This is a genomic window from Nonlabens dokdonensis, assembly GCF_002162835.1.
Lineage (GTDB): Bacteria > Bacteroidota > Bacteroidia > Flavobacteriales > Flavobacteriaceae > Nonlabens > Nonlabens dokdonensis_B.
In genome coordinates this window covers 1-20481 of record NZ_MAAX01000107.1, presented here as the reverse complement: position 1 = coordinate 20481, position 20481 = coordinate 1, and the positions used below count along the sequence as shown (strand labels likewise).

Here is a 20481-nt window from a genome sequence, read left to right as displayed (position 1 = left end):
ATAAAAAGAAGAAGTTTAAATACCCTATCAATGAATGGGGCGCAGATCTACAGTCAGAGCATGAACGTTATCTAGTAGAAAAGCATTTTGAATGCCCAGTTATACTATTTGATTACCCTGCAAAAATTAAGGCTTTTTACATGCGTCTTAATGATAAGGATGCAAATGGTAATGAAACGGTAAGAGCAATGGATATTCTTTTTCCTGGAATAGGTGAAATCGTAGGTGGTTCACAACGTGAGGAACGTTATGATGTATTGAAAAGTAAAATGGATACTATGGGAATACCAGAAGAGGAATTATGGTGGTATCTAGAAATGCGCAAATTTGGTAGTGTGGTGCATAGTGGTTTTGGTCTTGGATTTGAAAGACTAGTTATGTTTGTAACAGGAATGGGTAATGTAAGAGATGTGATTCCTTATCCACGTACGCCTGGTAATGCGGCATTTTAAGTAAAATTATTAGATTTTAAAATCCCGATTTGTTATTGGCAAATCGGGATTTTTCATGTGATCAAAAAATATTCTTGCCTATTCCAAATAGTAGTGTTTCTTCTTGTAGAACTTCAAACCATTGAGAATGGTTGTTTCTTTACTTAACTTTAGCTTTAATCAATTAGTCTTTTAGTATTTTTACGTAGTTAGAATATAACCAATGCTTAAACAATCACTAAATTTTAAATTATCTCAAAAATTATCTCCTCAGCAAATTCAGTTGATGAAGTTGATTCAATTGCCTACACAAGCATTTGAACAAAGAGTAAAGTCTGAGCTAGAAGAAAACCCTGCGCTGGATGATGGTAAAGAAAGAAGTGACGATGACTTTGATGAGTTTTCTAATCAAGATGATTATGATGACGGTAATGATACTATTGATGCAGATATCAATGTAGATGATTATCTAAGTGATGACGATATTCCTGAATACCGTACTAGAGCAAATAATTATAGTGCAGATGATGATGAAAAAAGCGTTCCTTATGCATCTGGAAAGTCTTTTACACAAACCTTAGTAGATCAACTCAACACAAGACGTTTAAGTGAAGAACATCGCGTGATTGCAGAGTTTCTTGTAGGTAGTATTGATAACAGTGGTTATATAAGAAGATCCTTAGAAGACATAACTGATGATCTTGCTTTTACAATGAATCTATATACTGAAGTAGATGAGGTAGAAAAAGTGCTAGAAGTGGTTCATGAATTAGATCCTGCTGGAGTAGGTGCTCGTAATTTACAAGAGTGTTTATTAATTCAGCTACTACGTAAGCGCAAAACAAAAAGTATAGAGCTAGCAGTAAAGCTTATAAGAGACTCTTTTGACGCTTTTAGTAAAAAACATTATTCTAAGATTATTGCAAAATATGATATCACTGAAGATGAGTTGCGCGACGCAATAGATGATATAGAACACCTTAACCCTAAACCAGGTGGTTCTTATGCTGGTGGAAGTACTAGAGTTGTAGAACAAGTAGTGCCTGATTTTACCATACGTATTAAAGATGGAGAGTTAGAACTTACTCTTAATGGTCGTAATGCGCCAGAACTGCATGTCTCTCGAGATTACTCTAACATGTTAAGAGGTTATAAAGAGGCAAAAGAGAAAACCAAATCTCAAAAGGACGCTGTGATGTTTATTAAACAAAAACTCGATGGCGCAAAGTGGTTTATAGAAGCTATAAAACAAAGACAGGAAACCTTATATGTTACCATGTCTACTATCATGTATTATCAAAAGGATTATTTTCTCACAGGTGATGAGCGCAATTTACGTCCTATGATTCTTAAGGATATTGCAGACAAAATTGATATGGATGTGTCTACCGTTTCTCGCGTTGCAAACTCTAAATATGTGGACACGCCTTATGGGACTAAATTAATTAAGGAATTCTTTTCAGAGTCCATGACAAATTCTGACGGTGAAGAGGTGTCAACTAGAGAGATTAAAAAGATTCTTGAAACAGTAATAGGAGAAGAGAGCAAGAAAAAACCGCTTACAGATCAAAAACTTGCCGATTTACTAAAAGAAAAGGGATATCCTATAGCTCGTAGAACTGTGGCAAAGTATAGAGAGCAATTAGATATTCCTGTAGCGCGTTTGAGAAAGGAAATCTAAGTCATTATGAAGTTGTTTCTTAGGTTATGGAGTTATATAGTAAATCCATTGTTTATTCCTTCTCTTGTCTCCTTATGGTATTTCAACTTTAATTACTACAGCGATCCTGAAAGCGTTAGACTCAAATTATACTTAATTTTAATTTTTACTGCGGCAATTCCTTTGCTTATTTATACCATGCTCAAAATATTAGGTTGGGTAGAAAGTATTCACCTATCCAGAACTAAAGAGCGCATTTTACCATTGTGTATTTATATGGTGCTTTTGATAATGTTACTACGTGGCGCCTTTACAGATGGAATGCATGCGGCCTTGTATTATTTTTTTATAGGTGTACTGATAGCAAGTCTTGTTGCAACGCTTATCACAACATTGCGCTATAAAATCAGCTTGCATCTCATGGCTACTGGAGGCGTTTTAGGTTTTCTGGTCATGTTATCGTTTACTCAAGGAATTAGTTTACTATTACCGCTTGCCATAATGGGAATTGTAAGTGGGCTTACTGCGACATCTAGATTGAGTATGCAGGCTCATAAAGGACATGAACTCATTTTTGGTTTTTCCTTAGGATTGCTCAGCCAGGTTTTAGCCTTTAGTTATTTTGTAAGCTAGTCTTTAATTCCGCTTTCGCGAAAGCGAGAATAGTAAAAACACTTTATAATCGATCCTAGAATTATTGCTTCTAGAGTATGTAGAATTCGATCCCAAATTTGATAGGCTGTAGATTTACTTGTTCAATGTCTGTGAATGCATCTTCATTGAAAAGAGTGCTAAGGTTATACTGTACAAATGCGTTAAAACTGCCATGACCTAAGCTTAAAGTCGCTGCATATTGAAAGCGATTGACTTCAGGAATATTACTTTGAGAAGCGTTTAAGGATTCACTTTTAAAAGTAGCTTTATAATGGTATATATAGGCTAATTTGATACCAGTATATATGCGCCAGAAAGTATATTCTGTGGGCGTAGAAGTGCGCCACCTAAATTGTATGGGCATTTCAATAAGGTTAGTATTAAATCTATTACGGTCTACGTCTATACTGCTATCTAGAATGCGATAAATGCTTTGCTCATTAACATCTTGTCCTATAAAAAGATTTGAATTGTACGTATTTGTTGAGACTCCTAGTCCTACACCTATAGATACATTGCGCCTCTTATTAATAGGCATGTCTCTTATAAAGCCAGCATGTAAACCACCTGAAAATCCATTTTGAGAAAAAGATTTAGGCTGGTTTGTAATAAGGTTAAAAGATAGTCCTATATAAAACTGATCTTCTCTATATAAAGAATCTACTACGTTAGGAATAGCATTATCTGATGCGTCAGACTTTTGAGCTATACTTAAATGAGCGCATATGCCTAATAATAAAAATAGAAAAAGTGATCTCATTTTGGGTTTCAACTATTATCTAGTAAAGATATGACAATAGACATGGTATTGAAAAGCAACGAGCTTTAATTTAAACGGGCTTTATTCTGTTTTCCTAGGCTCGGCCTCAGATAGATTCCGAGGGAATAATTCTCTGACAGTTTTAATTTGCTGCTCTAGTTTTTGATACTCAGGATGGTCACTTTCTGTTTTTGGCCAGTTATGGAGTCGGTTATTCATTGAGGTGTAAGTTTCATTATAAAGTCTTTGAGCTTCTCGATCTCGAAGCGTAGAGTATGCCTTTACTAGCTCATTAGTGACGGAGATATAGGTTTTATAAGACGCTTGCCTATCATTTACTAGTGATATAATTGCCTTTTTAGGATTTTCTGAAGATGTGGGATCTTTATCTCCTTTGCAATAGGAACAAACATTTCTTGCGTCTGTTGCGCCACCATTATCTAAAAATGACATGGCAGCCTTAGTAAGGTCTTTAAGTTTTATATCTTTTTCATTCGCAAGAATTCTGTTTTCTGAATTAACAATGACTTGGAATATATTTCTTTTATTCTGTCTAGAATCAATTGGCGTATCAATTGGTGGAGGTAATTTACTTGCTATACCGCTATCTACTTCTATAGTGGTTGTTACTAAAAAGAAGATCAATAATAGGAAAGCGATATCTGCCATTGATCCTGCGTTTACTTCGGGAGCATTTCTTTGAGCCATAATTCTAGGTTTAATTTTGAGGCTCAAAAATCTCTTACTATTTATTATATAATAAAAGTAATAGAGGTCTTGAAACATCAAAAGGTTAATTGATAAGTGAACTGAAATTTTAATTTCAACAACCTTGCCATTAATTGCTAAACACCTGTTGCTCTGTAGATTTAAGTAAAATAGAGAGTTGTAAAAATATTATGATAAAAAAAATAGCCGTTCTAAGTAGAACGGCTATTTTAATTATTTAAAAGATTTGTAGTTTAATTTTTTAAATTTCTAAGAGGATCACCTTCAATAGATGTGTAACTGATCTTAAGTGCCATAGCGTCTCTAAGTTCTTGCTTTACATCTGTTAGAATTCCTACTTGAGAATTTTGATCTACCTTTAAAGATACCATCATTTCATCTTTATCATCTTCATCCATTGCATTTCTCTTAGTGTTAACATACGTCTGTACGTCACTTATAGGAGAGATTTTATCACCTAACTGGATCACTTCAGTTACTCCATATTGTTTTGCAAAATTAGGACTAGGCTTACCGATGTAAATAGTTACAACTTTCTTTTTTTCAGCAAGCTTCTCAACTTGATTAGCTTTAGGTAGTTGATTTTCTATCTGAAGCTCATCATCTCTCATTACAGTAGCAACCATAAAGAAAAACAGGAGCATGAATACAATGTCAGGTAAGGATGCAGTATTAACTGCAGGCACCTCAGCATTTTTCTTTTTATTAAATTTAGACATATCTATTCTCTATTTTGAGGTTCAGCTTCAGAAAGATTTCTAGGAAATAATTCTCTAACTTTTTTAATTCTCTCTTCTAATTCTAAATATTCTGGACTTTCCTTTTCTGTAGCTGGCCATTCTGAATATCTATTAGTCATAGATGAAAATGTTTCATTATATAGACGTTTTGCTTCACGATCTCTAAGAGTAGCATAAGCTCTTACTAACTCGTTAGTAACTGCTAGATACATCTTATAAGAAGCTTGTCTATCATTAACTAATGAAATAATTGCCTTTTTAGGATTGTCAGATGATTCTGGATCTTTTGCACCTCTACAATATGTACAAGCATTTCTAGGATCAGTACCACCACCGTTATCTAAAAATGCAATAGCAGCGTTAGTTAAATTTTTAATGTCCATGTCCTCTTCCTCTACTAGAAGTCTATTTTCAGCGTTAACAATAACTTGGAAAATATTCTTCTCCTTAATAGGTGGTGGAGGAGTGTCTTCAGGAAGCGGTGGCGGCAATTTACTTGCAATACCACTATCTACTTCTATCGTGGTTGTTACCAGGAAGAAGATCAATAATAGAAAGGCAATGTCTGCCATCGATCCGGCATTTACTTCTGGTGCAGATCTTCTAGCCATAACTTACTTTTTTAATTGTTTACTTATTCCAGCCCATACAACAGTTGCAACTGCAACAAAAGCTAGTATATAGAACATATATAATGATGTACCTATCAACTTAGAAGTTCCTTTAGAGAGTTCTGAGCCATTGTCTAACTCAATAACTTCACCTCCTTCAACAAATCCTACAGTGTTCAAATCATCAGCGAGCGCATATGAAATAGCAGCAACTAATAATAATAAACCTACAGATATTCCTGATTTTTTCAGAGCATCTGGATTTGTGAATAATCCTTTTAATACAAATAGTACCACTATTAAAACTATAAGTCCTAAAGTAATATATGCTAATATGATCAACGGTGATACGGTAACAGCCTGGCTGCCTTCCGTATTAAGTTCTATAGCTTCATCGCCTATAGCTAGGGTGTAAAAGAAAAACCCCATTGCTATAACGCTCAAAAGAAGAACTAGGTATTTTAATACTTTATGTAAAACCATGATTTGTTTTTATGAGAATTAATTACTTACCGTTCTTGTAATCTACAAGAATATCGATAAGAGTAATAGAAGCATCTTCCATGTCGTTTACAATACTATCTATCTTAGAAACGATGTAGTTGTAAAAGATTTGAAGGATAATAGCAACAATAAGACCAAATACTGTTGTAAGAAGTGCTACTTTAATACCACCTGCTACAAGAGAAGGTTCCATTGTACCTGCTTCTTCAATACTGTTAAATGACCCAATCATACCAATTACCGTACCCATAAATCCAAGCATCGGTGCAAGAGCGATAAATAAAGATACCCAAGATACATTCTTTTCTAATTGTCCCATTTGTACTCCTCCGTAAGCAACAACCGCTTTTTCTGCAGCTTCGATGCTTTCGTCAGCTCTGTCAAGTCCTTGGTAATAGATAGAAGCTACAGGTCCTTTTGTGTTACGACATACATCTTTTGCAGCTTCAATACCACCACTTTGAAGTGCTTGCTCCACGTTTGCAGCAAGTTTCTTAGAATTTGTAGTAGAAAGGTTTAAATAAATGATTCTTTCAATTGCTACAGCTAGTCCTAAAATAAGACATACTAATACAATTGCCATGAATCCAGGTCCTCCATCAATAAAGTTTTTCTTTAAAACTTGGTGGAAAGACTCCGTTTTAATTACTTCTGGAGCTTCTTGAATTAATGCTGAAGCTGAAGCTACACCAGTAACACCTATTGTCATGGCTGCCGTGAATAAAATTGAAAGTGATCGTTTCATTTGACTTATTTGATTTATTGAATTTTCAAGTTAAGGGGTAAATATATAATTTATTGAGCAAAAATATCATAAGATTTCTTAATGTATGATTAAAATTTCAGCAAGAGAGCTGTATTTTATCGACTAAAGACTGTTGTAGGGTATAGAAACCCTAAGGCACTCAGTTTTTTAGTATGTTTATAATCTAATTGTTACCTATTTGTTAACAATTGTTTCTTTTGAATAAAAAAAGCTTCTCAACCGTAGTCAGAAGCTTATTTTGTACCTCAGGCCGGAATCGAACCGGCACGCCGTGAAGCATTGGATTTTGAATCCAACGTGTCTACCAATTCCACCACTGAGGCAATTGGAAATGCAAAAGTAATAAATAAAATTACTTAAAAGAGTCAATTCGTCTTATATTTAAGCGTAGGTGTTTAAAATAATAAGTACCTTTGCAGCCTTAAAATCAGAACCAGAAGGTTTTAAATTATGAGCTACGCTATAGAAGATGCTAAATTATTTGGTTGCCGTCAAAGTATGACGCTTGCCGCCTCCATTGCAGAGAAGTATGGAGCAAGTTTAGGTAAAGTAAATTTTTCCACTTTTAGTGATGGAGAGTTTCAGCCATCTTTTGAAGAGTCTATAAGAGGTCGCCGTATCTTTATTATAGGGTCTACACAGCCTAGCAGTGATCACCTAATGGAGATGCTTTTAATGATAGATGCTGCCAAAAGAGCTAGTGCAAGACATATAACTGCGGTCATTCCTTACTTTGGTTGGGCTAGACAAGATCGTAAGGATAAACCTCGTGTTCCTATAGGAGCAAAAATGATTGCTAAGATATTAGAATCTGCAGGAGCTACTCGTATTATTACCATGGATCTTCATGCAGACCAGATTCAGGGATTTTTTGAAAAGCCGGTAGATCATCTATTTGCTAGTGCTTTATTCATTCCTTATTTAAAAAGCTTAAATTTAAGTGACCTTACTATCGCTTCTCCCGACATGGGAGGTTCAAAACGTGCTTATGCCTATGCTAAGACACTAGAAAGTGATGTAGTTGTTTGTTATAAGCAAAGGCAAAAAGCAAACGTGATTTCTCACATGGAGCTTATAGGTGATGTAACAGGTAAAAACGTTGTCCTTGTAGATGACATGGTGGATACCGCAGGAACTTTGACTAAAGCTGCAGATGTTATGATGGAACGTGGAGCAAAAAGTGTTAGAGCTATTTGTACTCACGCTATCCTCTCAGGAAAAGCTTACGAGCGCATCAATAATTCCCAATTACTAGAATTAATCGTTACTGACTCGATACCGTTAAAACAAGAAAGTTCTAAAATTAAGGTTCTTTCATGTGCTTCACTATTTGCAGAGGTGATGCAAAGCGTGCAAAATAACAAATCGATCAGTGAACACTTTATAATGTAATTTCATTAACTAAATATATATAACATGAAATCAATCACGATCTTAGGATCAAAAAGAGAAAGCGTGGGCAAGAAAGCAACAAAAGCCCTACGTAATGCTGGATTGGTTCCTTGCGTAATTTACGGAGGAGACGAGCCTATACACTTTTCAGCAGAAATCAATGCATTTAAAAAGCTTGTTTATACTCCAGATGCGCACACGGTAGTTGTGGACTTAGGAAAAGATGGTACATACAATGCTATCGCTCAAGATATGCAATGGCACCCAGTAAAAGAACTTCTTTTACATGCAGACTTTTATCAAATCTTTGATGATAAAATGGTAACAATGGAAGTTCCTGTTCAACTTACAGGTTCATCAAGAGGTGTACTTAACGGTGGTGTTCTACGTCGTAACAATCGTAAATTAAAAGTAAAAGCATTACCAGCAAACTTGCCTGATTACATTACTATCGATATTACTGATATGAAAATCGGTCATAAAAGATATGTACGTGACTTAAGAGTAGATGAGTATGAAATCATGCATCCAGACTCAGTAGTAGTTGTGATGATCAAAACTTCTCGTACTGCTGTTGTTGAGGACGATGATGATGAAGAGGTAGAAGCAGGAGATGTACCATCTACACAAACTGATGATGTAGCAGCTGTTAAATAATATAACAAGCGCTTAAAATTTATAAAAGCTGCAAGATTTCTTTCTTGCAGCTTTTTTTATTTTTACCATATGCTCCATTGGTTCAAAAAATTATTTTTTAATGATGCGATTATCGCAACTGTTTTAAACGAAGAAGACCCCATGAAAAAGTTCTTGATTGTAGGTTTAGGAAATCCAGGTGAAAAATATTCAGAAACTAGACACAATATAGGATTCAAAATTCTTGATGAAATAGCTAGTGAGAAAGAGGTTAGTTTTGAGACTTTAAAACTAGGTGATGTTGCTAGTGTAAAGCATAAAGGAAAAAGTATAGTCTTACTTAAGCCTAATACTTTTATGAATTTGAGTGGAAAAGCGATTAAGTATTACATGAAACAAGAAAACATCGCTATTGAAAATATTCTTGTGATTACTGATGACTTAAATTTGCCCTTCGGCACCTTACGCATGAAGGCTAAGGGCACTGACGGTGGACATAATGGGTTAAAAGATACACAGCTTACTTTAAATACTCCTAAATATCCACGATTACGATTTGGTATATCTGATGCGTTTTCAAAAGGGCGACAGGTTGATTATGTTCTAGGAGAATGGAATAGTGAGGAGCAAAAATCGCTTCCAGAACGTCTAGATACCGCTGCAAAAATGGCCTTGTCATTTACCCATGCAGGGCTTGCAAACACTATGAATCAGTATAATGGTAAATAGGTGGTAAGCTATTAAGGTTTTTGTTGTTAGTCCGCTTTCGCGAAAGCGAATACTTCAACCTACTCTTTTCCATTAAAAGGTTCATAAAAACCTGAATATCTAATCATATTATTTTAATTTGCACCTTAATACAGAAGATCTAGAATTGAATACCTACTATAATATTGAGGAATATAAGGCTACCAAAAAAGCCGTTGTTACTATAGGAACTTTTGATGGAGTGCATCAAGGGCATCAAAAAATATTAGATCGAGTAGTATCAAGAGCAAAGACTGAAGGACTTACAAGCGTTTTACTAACATTTTTTCCTCATCCTAGAATGGTTTTACAACCAGATCATGATCTTAAATTAATTAATACTATAGAAGAGCGAGTAGAATTAGTTGCAAATCAAGGGGTTGAAAACGTGGTAATCCACCCTTTTTCTAAAGAATTTTCAAGAACAACGGCTTACGATTATGTAAAAAATATCCTTGTGGATCAGCTCAGTGCAAAGGTTGTGGTTATAGGGTATGATCACAGATTTGGTATCAATAGATCAGCTAGTATCGAAGAGTTGAAAGAGTTTGCAGCACTTTTTGATTTTGAGGTGATTGAGATTTCTAAAAAAGAGGTTCAAGAAGTTGCAGTGAGCAGTACAAAAATTAGAAAAACACTGCTGAGTGGTGAAATTGAAAAAACAAATAATTATTTGAATAGAGATTTCAGCATTTCTGGAATTGTCAAGTCAGGTAAAAAGATAGGTCGCACTATAGGATATCCTACTGCAAATTTACACATTGATGAAGTGTACAAGCTTATTCCGGCTGCTGGCGTTTATGTAACCAGTTCCTTTATTAATAATAAACGTGTTTATGGAATGACTAACATCGGGACTAATCCTACTGTTTCTGATGAGGCGCAACAGACTATAGAGACATATTACATTGACTTCAATGAAGACTTGTATAACCGTAAAATGGAATTGTTTTTTCATAAACGTTTGAGAAGCGAGGAGAAATTTAAAGATCTTGAAGACTTAGTAGCTGCAATGAAAAAAGACGAGCAAAAGGCCAGGAGTTATGCACAGCAACCTAGATAAATGGCTTTTTACTCAAGTAGATAATTCTGCTTTAGTTCTTTTTAGAATGTTTTTCGGTTTGCTTATAGCGTGTGAAGCATTTGGTTCTATCGCCTTAGGTGCCGTAAGAAGACTTTTTATCGAGCCTGATTTCACCTTCACTTTTATAGGGTTTGATTTTCTTGAACCGCTGCCAGGTAACTGGATGTACGTTTTATATAGTGTTATGGGATGCGCAGGACTACTAGTTATGGTAGGTTACAAATACCGACTGGCAATGTTGTTTTATGCCATTACTTGGGCATATGTTTACTTGTTACAGAAGAGTAGTTACAATAATCATTGCTATCTCCTCATGTTGCTCAACTTTTTAATGGTGTTGCTGCCTGCAAATAGATCTGCCTCCATAGACGCTCGTTTAAATCCTAGTTTTAGGAAAGAGCACATGTCTCGATGGATTTATATATTCATTGTTGCTTTTTTAGGAATTATATATGCTTATGCAAGTGTAGCAAAGTTTTATCCAGACTGGTTGGACGGCAGTTTTCCTAAATATTTAATGAGCACGCGTGGTAGAAATTTTGATATTTTACAACAAGATTGGGCACATCAAGCCATTCTCTATTTTGGGTTGTTCTTTGATCTATTAATAGTCCCCTTTTTATTGTGGAAAAGAACACGATGGCTGGCTGTCATAGCATCTGTATTCTTTCATATTTTTAATAGTATAGTTTTTCAAATAGGTATTTTCCCTTATTTAGCTTTATCGTTTTTAGTATTCTTCTTCTCTGCTGAAGTTATTCATAAAAGGTTTTTAAGCAAGAAAGCTTTTTATGGAGCTGCTGAAGTTATTATCCCAAAAACGAGGAATCTTATTATATTCTCAGGAACGGCCTTTTTGCTAGTGATGTTACTTTTACCTTTAAGGCATTGGGTCATTGAGGATGATGTATTATGGACGGAAGAAGGACATAGACTAAGCTGGCGCATGATGCTGCGTAGTAGATCAGGAAAAGGTGCCATTTATGTTGTAGAGAAGGATACTGGTAAAAAGACTCCAGTATCATTAAAAAAGTATTTGAGTTTTAAGCAAGAGCGATCGGTACTTTCAAAGCCAGATTTTGTATGGCAGTTTGCTCAAAAGTTAGAAAAAATTTATGCTGAGCAAGGCAAGGAGATTGAAGTGTATGCTGATTTGAAAGTGTCTATTAATGGACGGCCTTTTTATCAGTTAACAGATCCTAAAGTAGATCTTGCGGCTGAAGAATGGAGCCATGTCAAACACCATTCTTGGATCATACCTTCTCAATTAGATAAAGAAAAGTAAAGACTAGAAAACTAAGTTGTACTTGCTATCGTTATGTAAACGATAATCGCTAATTTTACCCCTTATATATTTAAATCAGATCACATGCTACAAATAGCAGAAATACGTGAAAACAAAGACGTTTTTGCAAAAGCATTGCAAAAAAGAAACATTGATGCGCTTCCTTTATTAGAGAACGCGATAAAGGTAGATGAACAACGTCGCAGCATTCAAGGACAACTTGATGAAACTCTAGCTAAGTCTAACAAACTTTCTAAAGAGATAGGAGAGCTGTATAAATCTGGAAAAGCTGCTGAGGCAAATGAACTTAAAAAGCAAACTGCTGATTTAAAAGAGTCTTCAAAACAATTAGGCGATCAATTAAATGAAGCAGTAGTAAAATTACAAACACTTTTATACGAGATACCTAATATTCCGCAGGAAAGTGTTCCAGCTGGAAATACTGATGAAGATAATGAAGTAGTTTCTCAACATGGAGAAATACCAGTACTTCACGAAGGAGCAAAACCACACTGGGAACTGGTTAAAGACTATGATATTATAGACTTTGAGTTGGGTAATAAAATTACAGGTGCCGGTTTCCCAGTTTATAAAAACAAAGGAGCACGATTACAACGTGCTTTGATTAATTATTTTCTAGACAAAAATACCGAAGCTGGATATGATGAAATGCAAGTACCGCATTTAGTCAATGAAGCAAGCGGTTATGGAACTGGTCAGTTACCAGATAAGGAAGGACAGATGTACCATGTAGGCGTGGATGATCTTTATTTAATCCCAACAGGAGAGGTTCCTATTACGAATATCTATAGAGATACAATTTTAGAAGCCAAAGACTTTCCTATTACCATGACTGGTTATACACCATGCTTTAGACGTGAGGCTGGTAGTTATGGAAGTGATGTAAGAGGTCTTAATAGATTGCACCAGTTTGATAAAGTAGAAATTTTACGCATTGAGCATCCTGATAAAAGTGATGGAGCTCTTGACGCTATGGTGGTTCATGTAAAAGGTATTCTTGAAGAGTTAGAATTACCATATCGTATTTTAAGGCTTTGTGGTGGCGATTTAGGATTTACCTCTACATTAACTTATGATTTTGAAGTTTACAGTACCGCTCAAGAAAAATGGTTAGAAGTAAGCAGTGTTTCTAATTTTAAGACTTTTCAGGCAAATAGATTAAAATTGCGTTACCGCGCAGAAAAAGGAACAGAACTTGCCCATACTTTGAATGGAAGTGCTTTAGCTTTACCTCGTATTTTAGCTAGTATCCTAGAGAATTATCAAACTACTGATGGTATTAAAATTCCTAAAGTTTTAATTCCGTATTGTGGATTTGATACGATAGATTAACTTTAAAGATTATGCGTTGTATTCTTCTTATCATATTCTGCATTACTTGTTTCTTGAGCTATTCTCAAGATTCAAAACTGGCAGAAAACTATATGGATCAAGGAGAATACAATAAAGCTTTAAGTATATATAAAAAAATATACGAGCAAAACCGTAGCAACCCTAGAACCATATATAATATAATTGAGGTGTATCAACAGCTTGAACGCTATGATAGTGCAGACTCATTAATCGATATTGCTCAAAGGATTTCACCGCGTAATAAGCAATTTATCATTGAAAAAGGATACAATGCTACATTACAAGGCAAGGATAGTTTAGCTACATTATATTATGACGCCGCAATTAAGGTGATAGATTCTATGCCTAATTTAACCTATCAGATTGCGAGAAGATTTGAAGAACGCAACGAGCTGGATGAGGCAATTGAAGCATTTGAAAAAGGAATGGCTATCAATGAAAAGCTCAACTATAATTACCAGCTGGCTAGACTTTATGGAGAACAAGGTGATCTAGAAAAAATGTTTGATGCAAACATTAAACTTATAGAGCAAAACGCAGCTTATCGTCCTCGTGCTCAGGCTTTATTTTCTCAATATGTTACCGATGATGCAGAGAATGAAGGGAACCAACTCTTAAGAAAAGTCCTCTTATTGAGATTGCGTGGTAATCCTGATCCTGTTTACAACCAGTTATTATCGTGGCTATTTGTGCAACAAAAGGATTTTAAAAAAGCCTTTATTCAGGAAAAAGCTATTTACAAGCGAGAAGAAACTAATATGAACAATATTCAGGATCTTGTAGAAACCGCTATTGATGAAAATGATCTAGAAGCTGCAGATGAGATACTAGATTATATGATTGAAGAAACGCAATCTATTAACGTGAGATATCTAGCGCAGGTATTGAAAATAAGATTAAAGGCAAACGCTGCTGCAGCCAGTGAATATGAGTTTATCAATCAAGAATATGAGAAACTTCTTGCTACCTATGGAGCAGAAAAGGAAACCTTTAGGTTACAATTAGATTATGCCAATTTTCTAGCCTTTAAAAATAACAATGCAGCAAAAGCGAGTGATCTACTCACACAATTAGAGAAAACTAACCTAAGTAAGTTTCAAAAGGCAGATGTAAAAATGTTGCTGGCAGACATACTTGTTTTACAAGAACAATTTAACCGTGCTCTGATTTTCTATAGTCAGATTCAGAATGATCTTCCTAACGATTTGCGTTCCCAAGAATCGCAGTTTAAAGTGGCTCGCACGAGTTATTATCAAGGCGATTTTCCTTGGAGCCTCACTCAACTTAAAGTTTTACGCAGTGCAGCTAGTAAATTAATAGCAAACGATGCTATGGAACTTAGTCTGGTAATTGCAGATCACTCTTTGGAAGATACGACCTTTGTTGCTTTGAAAGCTTTCGCGAAAGCGGAATTAAAACAATATCAAAATAAAAGAGCAGAAGCTATTACACTTTATGATAGATTGTTACTAGATCATAAAGGAGATCCCATAGAAGATGAAGCTTTGTTAAATCAGGCTAAATTATATGAAATAGAAGGTAACTTTGAAAAGGCTAGAGATAATTATCAAACTATAATTGATAACTACAGTGATGGTATTCTAGCTGATGATGCACACTATAGATTAGGATTACTGTATCAAGAGCAACTAGCAGATCCTGACAAAGCTAAAGCCTTATTTGAAAAAGTCATCTTCTCTTATGCAGATAGTATTCATTTTGTCGATGCTCGTAGACGCTACCGTAGATTACGAGGAGACAATAATGAGAAGGCTTTTTAATTTTAATAAAAGAAAGATTAATGATTATTTACAATGTAACTTGTAATATGCACGCTTCCATTGAGGCAGAATGGGTACCGTGGATAAGAGAACATATTGCAAAAGTTTTAGGAACTGGACTTTTTATGGATGCACGATTTACTAGAGTTCTAGTAGAAGATCAAGATGGTCACAGCACCTTTTCAATTCAGTATAAAGCGCATAGCAAAGAGGCACTTATAGACTACTATGAAAATCATGCTCCAGAGCTACGTAAGGAAGGCGTAGAAAAATTTGGTGATCAAGTTTTATCTTTTAGAACTGAACTAGAGCTCATTGATGAGTATAATGTAAGACGTAAATAGCACTAATAATTCTACACCATAGATAACTTTAAATATTGGCAAAATATAAACCTAAATACCACTCCCAAGATAAAGGTGTTACAGCAAAGAAACACTTAGGACAGCATTTCTTAAAAGACGATACTGTCGCCATACGCATTGCAGACTGTTTAAGTTATAAAGGCTACTATCAAGTACTTGAGATAGGTCCTGGAACTGGAGTTCTTACTAAACATGTCATTAGAAAAGATATTAAGGTAACGGCTTTGGAATTAGATAGTGAATCCGTGATTTACTTAAAACATAGTTTTCCGATTGAACACGCTAAAATTGTAAACGAGAACACTTTTCAAGTCATAGAAGCAGATTTTCTAAAAAAAGATTTGAAAGAGATCTATGGCGATGGCTCTTTTGCGATTATAGGTAACTTTCCTTATAACATAAGTACTCAAATAGTTTTTAAGACAATTGAGAATAGAGATCAGATACCAGAATTTGGTGGTATGTTTCAAAAGGAAGTTGCAAAACGTATTTGTGCGCCACACGGTTCAAAAACCTATGGAATATTATCTGTGCTGGCACAAGCTTATTATCATGCTGATTATTTATTTACTGTTGGTCCAGAAGTGTTTAATCCACCGCCTAAGGTAGATAGTGGGGTTTTAATTTTAACTCGCAAAGCAGATTACGATGCGTTACCATGTTCGTATTCAAAATTGCGCCAAGTGGTAAAACTAGCTTTTCAACAAAGACGTAAAACGCTTAGAAACTCATTAAAGACGATGAATCTACCGGACCAGATGAGGGAAAAAGAGATTTTTAATTTACGTCCCGAGCAAATAAGCGTTGAGATGTTTGTGGGATTAGTTCAAGAAATCGAACAATACGTATAAGCCAACATATTTGAAATCTACATATCAATATAAACAAGTACAATACTTACAGTTGTGTTGTGGTATTGGTTTTGTTTAACTTTGTATATAAATTTAAAAAAAAGAAATCATGGCACTAGAAATAACAGATGCAAACTTTGAAGAAACAGTATTAAATAGCGATAAACCAGTATTGGTTGACTTTTGGGCAGCATGGTGTGGACCTTGCCGCATGGTAGGACCTATCATTGATGAAGTTTCTACTGAATATGCTGACAAAGCAGTAGTAGGTAAAATGGACGTTGACGCAAATCAAGAATTTGCAGCAAAATACGGAGTCCGTAACATCCCAACTGTTCTTGTATTTCAAAACGGTGAAGTAGTAGGTCGTCAGGTAGGAGTAGCTCCTAAGAACGCGTACACAGAAGCATTAGACGCATTATTATAGAAGATATTAAATTATCAATAAGGCCTATTCTAGATTTTTAGAATAGGCTTTTTTTATGTTTACAAATTGCTCTTGTCAGATCAATAAATCATCTTATTTTAATTAGGTTATTAACACAGTCCTTGTGCGTTCTTCGTTTATAAAACTTTAACCTATTGTACTTGATTTTTAAGAAAGAACTAGCAATGCTATGTGGTACAATTAAGTACATTGAAAATAAAAACCATGAAGACCATTGTACTTAAAAGTCGTCCAAAAGGAACACCTACTTTAGAAAATTTTGAATTTATAGAAGTCGATAAACCGCAACCTAAAGATGGAGAGGTTTTATTGAAGGCTAGATATGTTTCTGTAGACCCATATTTAAGAGGTAGAATGCGTGATGAGAAGTCGTACATTGAACCTTTTAAACTCAATGAGCCAGTCTCTTCGGCAATCGTTGCTGAAGTTGTGGAGACTAAACATAAAGAATTTGAAAAAGGAGATTTCCTTACCGGCATGCTGGAATGGAAAGAATTTCAAACTTCGGATGCAAAAAACTTGAGAAAAGTTGATGGTAGCAAAGTACCTCTTAGTGCTTATCTAGGTGTGTTGGGAATGACAGGTCTTACCGCTTATTTTGGACTTATGGACATAGGTAATCCTCAAGAAGGAGAGACCTTACTGGTTTCTGGAGCAGCTGGTGCGGTAGGTTCTATCGTAGGTCAGATCGGTAAAATCAAAGGTTTAAAAGTAGTAGGAATTGCTGGTAGCGATGAAAAAATAAATTTGATCCAAGAGAAATTTAATTTTGATGAAGGTATCAATTATAGTAAAACTGACGACATGACCGCTGCGATTAAAGAGCTAGCACCAGATGGAGTCGATGTTTATTTTGATAATGTAGGAAGTTATACGCTGGACGCTGCTATGAATAATATCAATCGTTTTGGTAGAGTTATAAATTGTGGAGCGATCTCATTATATAATGAGACAGAAAAGCCTACTGGTCCACGTTTAGAAACTACAATCGTGAAAAAGAGTATTAAAATGCAAGGATTTATCGTTAGAAATTATGAGAGTCGCTTTAAAGAAGGAATACAGCAGTTATCACAATGGTTGGCTTCTGGTGAGTTGACGCACGAAGAAACTATAGTTGACGGTTTTGATCAAATTCCTAAAGCTTTCATTGATCTCTTCGACGGGAAAAATACTGGTAAAATGGTAGTTAAGATATAAAAGGTGCTTTTAAACTGCATCATATTTAGAATTCCGCTTTCGCGAAAGCGGGATTTTTTCATGCTATAGATTTGTAAGATGATCCTTATTTAAGGTTCTATCATGGTACCTAAATTTTACTATCTTCACATCATGGATGTACAAAAAGAACTTAATAAAACCTCTGGATTCAAAAATCTTCAATTGCTCGCCAGTCAAGTAGTAGAAGGTTATATAAGTGGAATGCATAAGTCACCTTTTCATGGTTTTAGTGCAGAGTTTGCAGAGCATAAGAATTACAATGCAGGGGAAAGTACACGCCATATAGACTGGAAACTATACGCCAAAACGGATAAATTATATACGAAGCGTTATGATGAGGAAACTAACTTGCGATGTCATTTAATCATAGATAATAGTCCGTCTATGCATTATCCTATTACCAAGAAGCAGGAGCTAGGGTCACTTAATAAAATAGGCTTTACAGCACTGGCAGCTGCTAGTGTCATGAATTTACTTAAAAAGCAACGAGATGCTGTGGGGTTGAGTGTGTATTCTAACAGCTACGACTATTACGCGCCTGAGAAAGGAAGTGATAGGCATCATAACATGCTCCTAGACCAGTTGAATAAAATATCTAGTGAACAGCCAGTTGGTCAGACTACAGATACGTACAAATACTTGCATGAAATTGCAGAAAATATTAAAAGGCGATCATTGATATTTTTATTTACAGATATGTTTCAAAGCGATAGGCATGAAGATGAGCTATTTGAAGCTTTACGTCATTTAAAATACAATAAACACGATGTAGTACTCTTTCATACTTACGACAGTGCTACCGAAGTGAATTTCAACTTCCCTAACAAGCCTACTCGATTTACTGATGTAGAAACTGGTGAATTTATCAATCTCTATGCAGATAATATTAGAGAAGATTATCAAAAGGCTATTAAAGACTATTTTGAAAAATTGAGAGTAAGATGTGGACAAAATAGAATCAAGTACATGCCGGTTGATGTTCAAAAAAGCTTTGATGTTGTAATGACTACTTTCTTACTAGAACGCCAGTTGTTCAAATAAAAAAGCTCGAACTATTCAAGTTCGAGCTTTAGAAAATGATTTGTTATTCTAGTTATCGTCTGTCTTTACTTTGTCTACATTACCATCCTCGTCGTACTTGATCTTACTTTCTGATCCATCCTCATTTTCAATTTTTACCTTGTCGTCCTTTGTTTTTATTTCATCGGCGTTTTTGATCATCTCGTTTGCAGTTTCTTCAGGTGTTTTTTCATCTCTACAACTTGTAAAAGCGATAAAGCAAATGCATAATACAAATAAGGTTTTCAATAATTTTTTCATGATACAGTGTGTTTTAATTTTAATACGATTATTTCCTGCTCTAAAGATAAAAGGAAAAGCCTATCCGAAGATAGGCTTTTAGTAACCGTTTGAATTATGAAAAGAGTAATGGTTACTACAAAGTAACTATCAATTCATTAGGGATTCATTGACGTTTCTCTTTGATTATACAATTTTAAATTTATCATTAAACAAATCAAAAATTGCATTAAGTTATGATGCACTATTAGATAAAGTACTTATATTATAGATATCTAACTTTTAATCAACTTTTCAACTTGCATGTTATCACCATTCCATAGTTGAACAAAGTAAATTCCTTGAGTAAGCTCTGTAATCTCATAATTATCTTTTGATCGATTAAAACTTTTAACTAGTTGACCAGATATGTTATAAATCTTTACTGATTCAACTTCTTTAGATAATCTAAAAGATGATGTAGCTGGATTAGGAAATAGTCTTATCATTTGACTTTGATATCCTGCTTCTTCATTACTAAGAGGATCATTAAGTTGTTGTGTCGTAAAAACTTTATACTCTCCAGGTTGTAAGTTGATAGGTGCCGTTGTATTAGTAACGTTCATCACACTATTATTATTAAAATAATCATACCATGTTCCTGTCTGGGAGAAGTTAGGGTTTACATTTTGTGCTGTTACATCAAAATTTGCTACTACCACAGCATCAAACTGTGGTCCATCTAGATTAATTCTTTTAACTAAACCACTTAGATCAAGATTATTGTTAGTATTATTAAACGTTTCTGGATACAACGTTTTAAAATTAATCATGGTAGCTGTAATGTCATAAAGATCTAATCTATTTGCATCAGTATCATATCCTAATGTCCATGGAATAGGCTTGCGACCAGTGCGTCCATTTTGATCAATGTCGATTTCATAACCTAGTTCACCAAATTGCCATATCATCTTAGGTCCAGGAATACTGTAAAGAATTGCAGCGATAGCTTCTTGTCTATCTAGGGCAACAGCTAGATCTCTTACGTTATGAGATGCATTAGAACTATTACCAAATTGCAAGTTCTTATACATTAAACGCTGCTCATCATGACTCTCTGCATAAGCAACCAGATGTTGATCATTAAATCCTCTTGAAGTAAAGTAT

23 protein-coding genes and 1 tRNA gene are annotated in these 20481 nt (G+C 34.9%); 15 read left to right on the top strand and 9 right to left on the bottom strand.

From position 1 onward, the window contains the following. From A9Q93_RS06805 to A9Q93_RS06795, 3 genes are all read left to right on the top strand, one after another. A partial coding sequence (locus A9Q93_RS06805) for an amino acid--tRNA ligase-related protein (protein WP_303686632.1) occupies window positions 1–452 on the top strand: 452 nt, incomplete at its 5' end. A gap of 202 nt (window positions 453–654) precedes the next feature. Next, window positions 655–2112 carry an RNA polymerase factor sigma-54 gene (gene rpoN / locus A9Q93_RS06800; RefSeq protein ID WP_303686631.1) on the top strand — a complete coding sequence of 486 codons (1458 nt, stop codon included), beginning with the start codon at window positions 655–657 and terminating at the stop codon, window positions 2110–2112. Between the two features lie 6 nt (window positions 2113–2118). Continuing rightward, a complete protein-coding gene (locus A9Q93_RS06795; RefSeq protein ID WP_303686630.1) occupies window positions 2119–2724 on the top strand; it encodes a hypothetical protein in 606 nt (201 codons plus the stop codon). A gap of 70 nt (window positions 2725–2794) precedes the next feature. On the opposite strand, the gene A9Q93_RS06790 is transcribed toward A9Q93_RS06795, so the two are convergent. The 7 genes from A9Q93_RS06790 to A9Q93_RS06760 all read right to left on the bottom strand — a co-directional run bounded on the left by A9Q93_RS06790 (window position 2795) and on the right by A9Q93_RS06760 (window position 7178). Next, complete coding sequence (locus A9Q93_RS06790; protein WP_303686629.1) at window positions 2795–3505, bottom strand: porin family protein; 711 nt, start codon at window positions 3503–3505, stop codon at window positions 2795–2797. 81 nt (window positions 3506–3586) lie between these two features. Then, the gene (locus A9Q93_RS06785; protein ID WP_303686628.1) at window positions 3587–4213 is read right to left on the bottom strand and encodes a biopolymer transporter ExbD; all 627 of its coding nucleotides are present in this window, start codon (window positions 4211–4213) and stop codon (window positions 3587–3589) included. A gap of 254 nt (window positions 4214–4467) precedes the next feature. After that, window positions 4468–4953: a biopolymer transporter ExbD gene (locus A9Q93_RS06780; RefSeq protein ID WP_303686627.1), complete on the bottom strand. Its 486-nt coding sequence runs from the start codon at window positions 4951–4953 to the stop codon at window positions 4468–4470. A gap of 2 nt (window positions 4954–4955) precedes the next feature. Next, on the bottom strand, window positions 4956–5585 hold the full coding sequence (locus A9Q93_RS06775) for a biopolymer transporter ExbD (protein WP_303686625.1): 630 nt from the start codon (window positions 5583–5585) through the stop codon (window positions 4956–4958). Window positions 5586–5588: 3 nt separating this feature from the next. After that, the gene (locus A9Q93_RS06770) at window positions 5589–6068 is read right to left on the bottom strand and encodes a hypothetical protein (protein WP_303686624.1); all 480 of its coding nucleotides are present in this window, start codon (window positions 6066–6068) and stop codon (window positions 5589–5591) included. Window positions 6069–6090: 22 nt separating this feature from the next. Beyond that, complete coding sequence (locus A9Q93_RS06765; RefSeq protein ID WP_303686623.1) at window positions 6091–6834, bottom strand: MotA/TolQ/ExbB proton channel family protein; 744 nt, start codon at window positions 6832–6834, stop codon at window positions 6091–6093. 262 nt (window positions 6835–7096) lie between these two features. Next, a tRNA-Leu gene (locus A9Q93_RS06760) sits at window positions 7097–7178 on the bottom strand. Between the two features lie 127 nt (window positions 7179–7305). On the opposite strand from A9Q93_RS06760, the gene A9Q93_RS06755 reads away from it, so the two are divergent. The 12 genes from A9Q93_RS06755 to A9Q93_RS06700 all read left to right on the top strand — a co-directional run bounded on the left by A9Q93_RS06755 (window position 7306) and on the right by A9Q93_RS06700 (window position 19077). Then, the gene (locus tag A9Q93_RS06755; protein ID WP_303686622.1) at window positions 7306–8247 is read left to right on the top strand and encodes a ribose-phosphate pyrophosphokinase; all 942 of its coding nucleotides are present in this window, start codon (window positions 7306–7308) and stop codon (window positions 8245–8247) included. A 24-nt stretch (window positions 8248–8271) separates the two neighbouring features. Then, the gene (locus tag A9Q93_RS06750; RefSeq protein WP_303686621.1) at window positions 8272–8904 is read left to right on the top strand and encodes a 50S ribosomal protein L25/general stress protein Ctc; all 633 of its coding nucleotides are present in this window, start codon (window positions 8272–8274) and stop codon (window positions 8902–8904) included. 69 nt (window positions 8905–8973) lie between these two features. Next, on the top strand, window positions 8974–9612 hold the full coding sequence (gene pth, locus A9Q93_RS06745; RefSeq protein ID WP_303686619.1) for an aminoacyl-tRNA hydrolase: 639 nt from the start codon (window positions 8974–8976) through the stop codon (window positions 9610–9612). A gap of 118 nt (window positions 9613–9730) precedes the next feature. Beyond that, window positions 9731–10693 carry a bifunctional riboflavin kinase/FAD synthetase gene (locus A9Q93_RS06740; RefSeq protein WP_303686618.1) on the top strand — a complete coding sequence of 321 codons (963 nt, stop codon included), beginning with the start codon at window positions 9731–9733 and terminating at the stop codon, window positions 10691–10693. Then, window positions 10674–11999 (top strand): HTTM domain-containing protein, encoded by a 1326-nt coding sequence (locus tag A9Q93_RS06735; RefSeq protein WP_303686617.1) that lies wholly within the window; start codon window positions 10674–10676, stop codon window positions 11997–11999. Before A9Q93_RS06740 ends, A9Q93_RS06735 begins: the two co-directional genes overlap by 20 nt. An 84-nt stretch (window positions 12000–12083) precedes the next feature. After that, complete coding sequence (serS, locus tag A9Q93_RS06730) at window positions 12084–13352, top strand: serine--tRNA ligase (RefSeq protein WP_303686616.1); 1269 nt, start codon at window positions 12084–12086, stop codon at window positions 13350–13352. 11 nt (window positions 13353–13363) lie between these two features. Then, window positions 13364–15154: a tetratricopeptide repeat protein gene (locus A9Q93_RS06725; protein ID WP_303686615.1), complete on the top strand. Its 1791-nt coding sequence runs from the start codon at window positions 13364–13366 to the stop codon at window positions 15152–15154. Between the two features lie 20 nt (window positions 15155–15174). Continuing rightward, window positions 15175–15498 carry a DUF4286 family protein gene (locus tag A9Q93_RS06720; RefSeq protein WP_303686614.1) on the top strand — a complete coding sequence of 108 codons (324 nt, stop codon included), beginning with the start codon at window positions 15175–15177 and terminating at the stop codon, window positions 15496–15498. Window positions 15499–15533: 35 nt separating this feature from the next. Further along, window positions 15534–16370 (top strand): 16S rRNA (adenine(1518)-N(6)/adenine(1519)-N(6))-dimethyltransferase RsmA, encoded by an 837-nt coding sequence (gene rsmA, locus A9Q93_RS06715; protein WP_303686613.1) that lies wholly within the window; start codon window positions 15534–15536, stop codon window positions 16368–16370. A 109-nt stretch (window positions 16371–16479) separates the two neighbouring features. Next, window positions 16480–16797, top strand: a complete 318-nt coding sequence (gene trxA / locus A9Q93_RS06710; RefSeq protein WP_303686612.1) for a thioredoxin — start codon at window positions 16480–16482, stop codon at window positions 16795–16797. A 225-nt stretch (window positions 16798–17022) separates the two neighbouring features. Further along, window positions 17023–18015 (top strand): NADP-dependent oxidoreductase, encoded by a 993-nt coding sequence (locus A9Q93_RS06705; protein WP_303686611.1) that lies wholly within the window; start codon window positions 17023–17025, stop codon window positions 18013–18015. A 132-nt stretch (window positions 18016–18147) separates the two neighbouring features. Beyond that, window positions 18148–19077 carry a DUF58 domain-containing protein gene (locus tag A9Q93_RS06700; protein ID WP_303686610.1) on the top strand — a complete coding sequence of 310 codons (930 nt, stop codon included), beginning with the start codon at window positions 18148–18150 and terminating at the stop codon, window positions 19075–19077. Between the two features lie 48 nt (window positions 19078–19125). Here the strand turns inward: A9Q93_RS06700 and A9Q93_RS06695 are convergent, their stop codons facing one another. Both A9Q93_RS06695 and A9Q93_RS06690 read right to left on the bottom strand, forming a co-directional pair. After that, window positions 19126–19356, bottom strand: a complete 231-nt coding sequence (locus A9Q93_RS06695) for a hypothetical protein (protein WP_303686609.1) — start codon at window positions 19354–19356, stop codon at window positions 19126–19128. Between the two features lie 254 nt (window positions 19357–19610). After that, window positions 19611–20481, bottom strand: an 871-nt coding sequence (locus A9Q93_RS06690) for a T9SS type A sorting domain-containing protein (protein WP_303686608.1), incomplete at its 5' end; no start/stop codon positions are given.

Coding starts and splice junctions, on each gene's coding strand:
- A9Q93_RS06790 (WP_303686629.1), bottom strand. CDS start 3,505: ATGAGATCACTTTTTCTATTTTTATTATTAGGCATATGCGCTCATTTA.
- serS (WP_303686616.1), top strand. CDS start 12,084: ATGCTACAAATAGCAGAAATACGTGAAAACAAAGACGTTTTTGCAAAA.
- A9Q93_RS06750 (WP_303686621.1), top strand. CDS start 8,272: ATGAAATCAATCACGATCTTAGGATCAAAAAGAGAAAGCGTGGGCAAG.
- rpoN (WP_303686631.1), top strand. CDS start 655: ATGCTTAAACAATCACTAAATTTTAAATTATCTCAAAAATTATCTCCT.
- A9Q93_RS06770 (WP_303686624.1), bottom strand. CDS start 6,068: ATGGTTTTACATAAAGTATTAAAATACCTAGTTCTTCTTTTGAGCGTT.
- A9Q93_RS06780 (WP_303686627.1), bottom strand. CDS start 4,953: ATGTCTAAATTTAATAAAAAGAAAAATGCTGAGGTGCCTGCAGTTAAT.
- A9Q93_RS06720 (WP_303686614.1), top strand. CDS start 15,175: ATGATTATTTACAATGTAACTTGTAATATGCACGCTTCCATTGAGGCA.
- A9Q93_RS06695 (WP_303686609.1), bottom strand. CDS start 19,356: ATGAAAAAATTATTGAAAACCTTATTTGTATTATGCATTTGCTTTATC.
- A9Q93_RS06775 (WP_303686625.1), bottom strand. CDS start 5,585: ATGGCTAGAAGATCTGCACCAGAAGTAAATGCCGGATCGATGGCAGAC.
- A9Q93_RS06755 (WP_303686622.1), top strand. CDS start 7,306: ATGAGCTACGCTATAGAAGATGCTAAATTATTTGGTTGCCGTCAAAGT.
- A9Q93_RS06725 (WP_303686615.1), top strand. CDS start 13,364: ATGCGTTGTATTCTTCTTATCATATTCTGCATTACTTGTTTCTTGAGC.
- A9Q93_RS06785 (WP_303686628.1), bottom strand. CDS start 4,213: ATGGCTCAAAGAAATGCTCCCGAAGTAAACGCAGGATCAATGGCAGAT.
- A9Q93_RS06705 (WP_303686611.1), top strand. CDS start 17,023: ATGAAGACCATTGTACTTAAAAGTCGTCCAAAAGGAACACCTACTTTA.
- A9Q93_RS06735 (WP_303686617.1), top strand. CDS start 10,674: ATGCACAGCAACCTAGATAAATGGCTTTTTACTCAAGTAGATAATTCT.
- trxA (WP_303686612.1), top strand. CDS start 16,480: ATGGCACTAGAAATAACAGATGCAAACTTTGAAGAAACAGTATTAAAT.
- pth (WP_303686619.1), top strand. CDS start 8,974: ATGCTCCATTGGTTCAAAAAATTATTTTTTAATGATGCGATTATCGCA.
- A9Q93_RS06700 (WP_303686610.1), top strand. CDS start 18,148: ATGGATGTACAAAAAGAACTTAATAAAACCTCTGGATTCAAAAATCTT.
- A9Q93_RS06765 (WP_303686623.1), bottom strand. CDS start 6,834: ATGAAACGATCACTTTCAATTTTATTCACGGCAGCCATGACAATAGGT.
- A9Q93_RS06795 (WP_303686630.1), top strand. CDS start 2,119: ATGAAGTTGTTTCTTAGGTTATGGAGTTATATAGTAAATCCATTGTTT.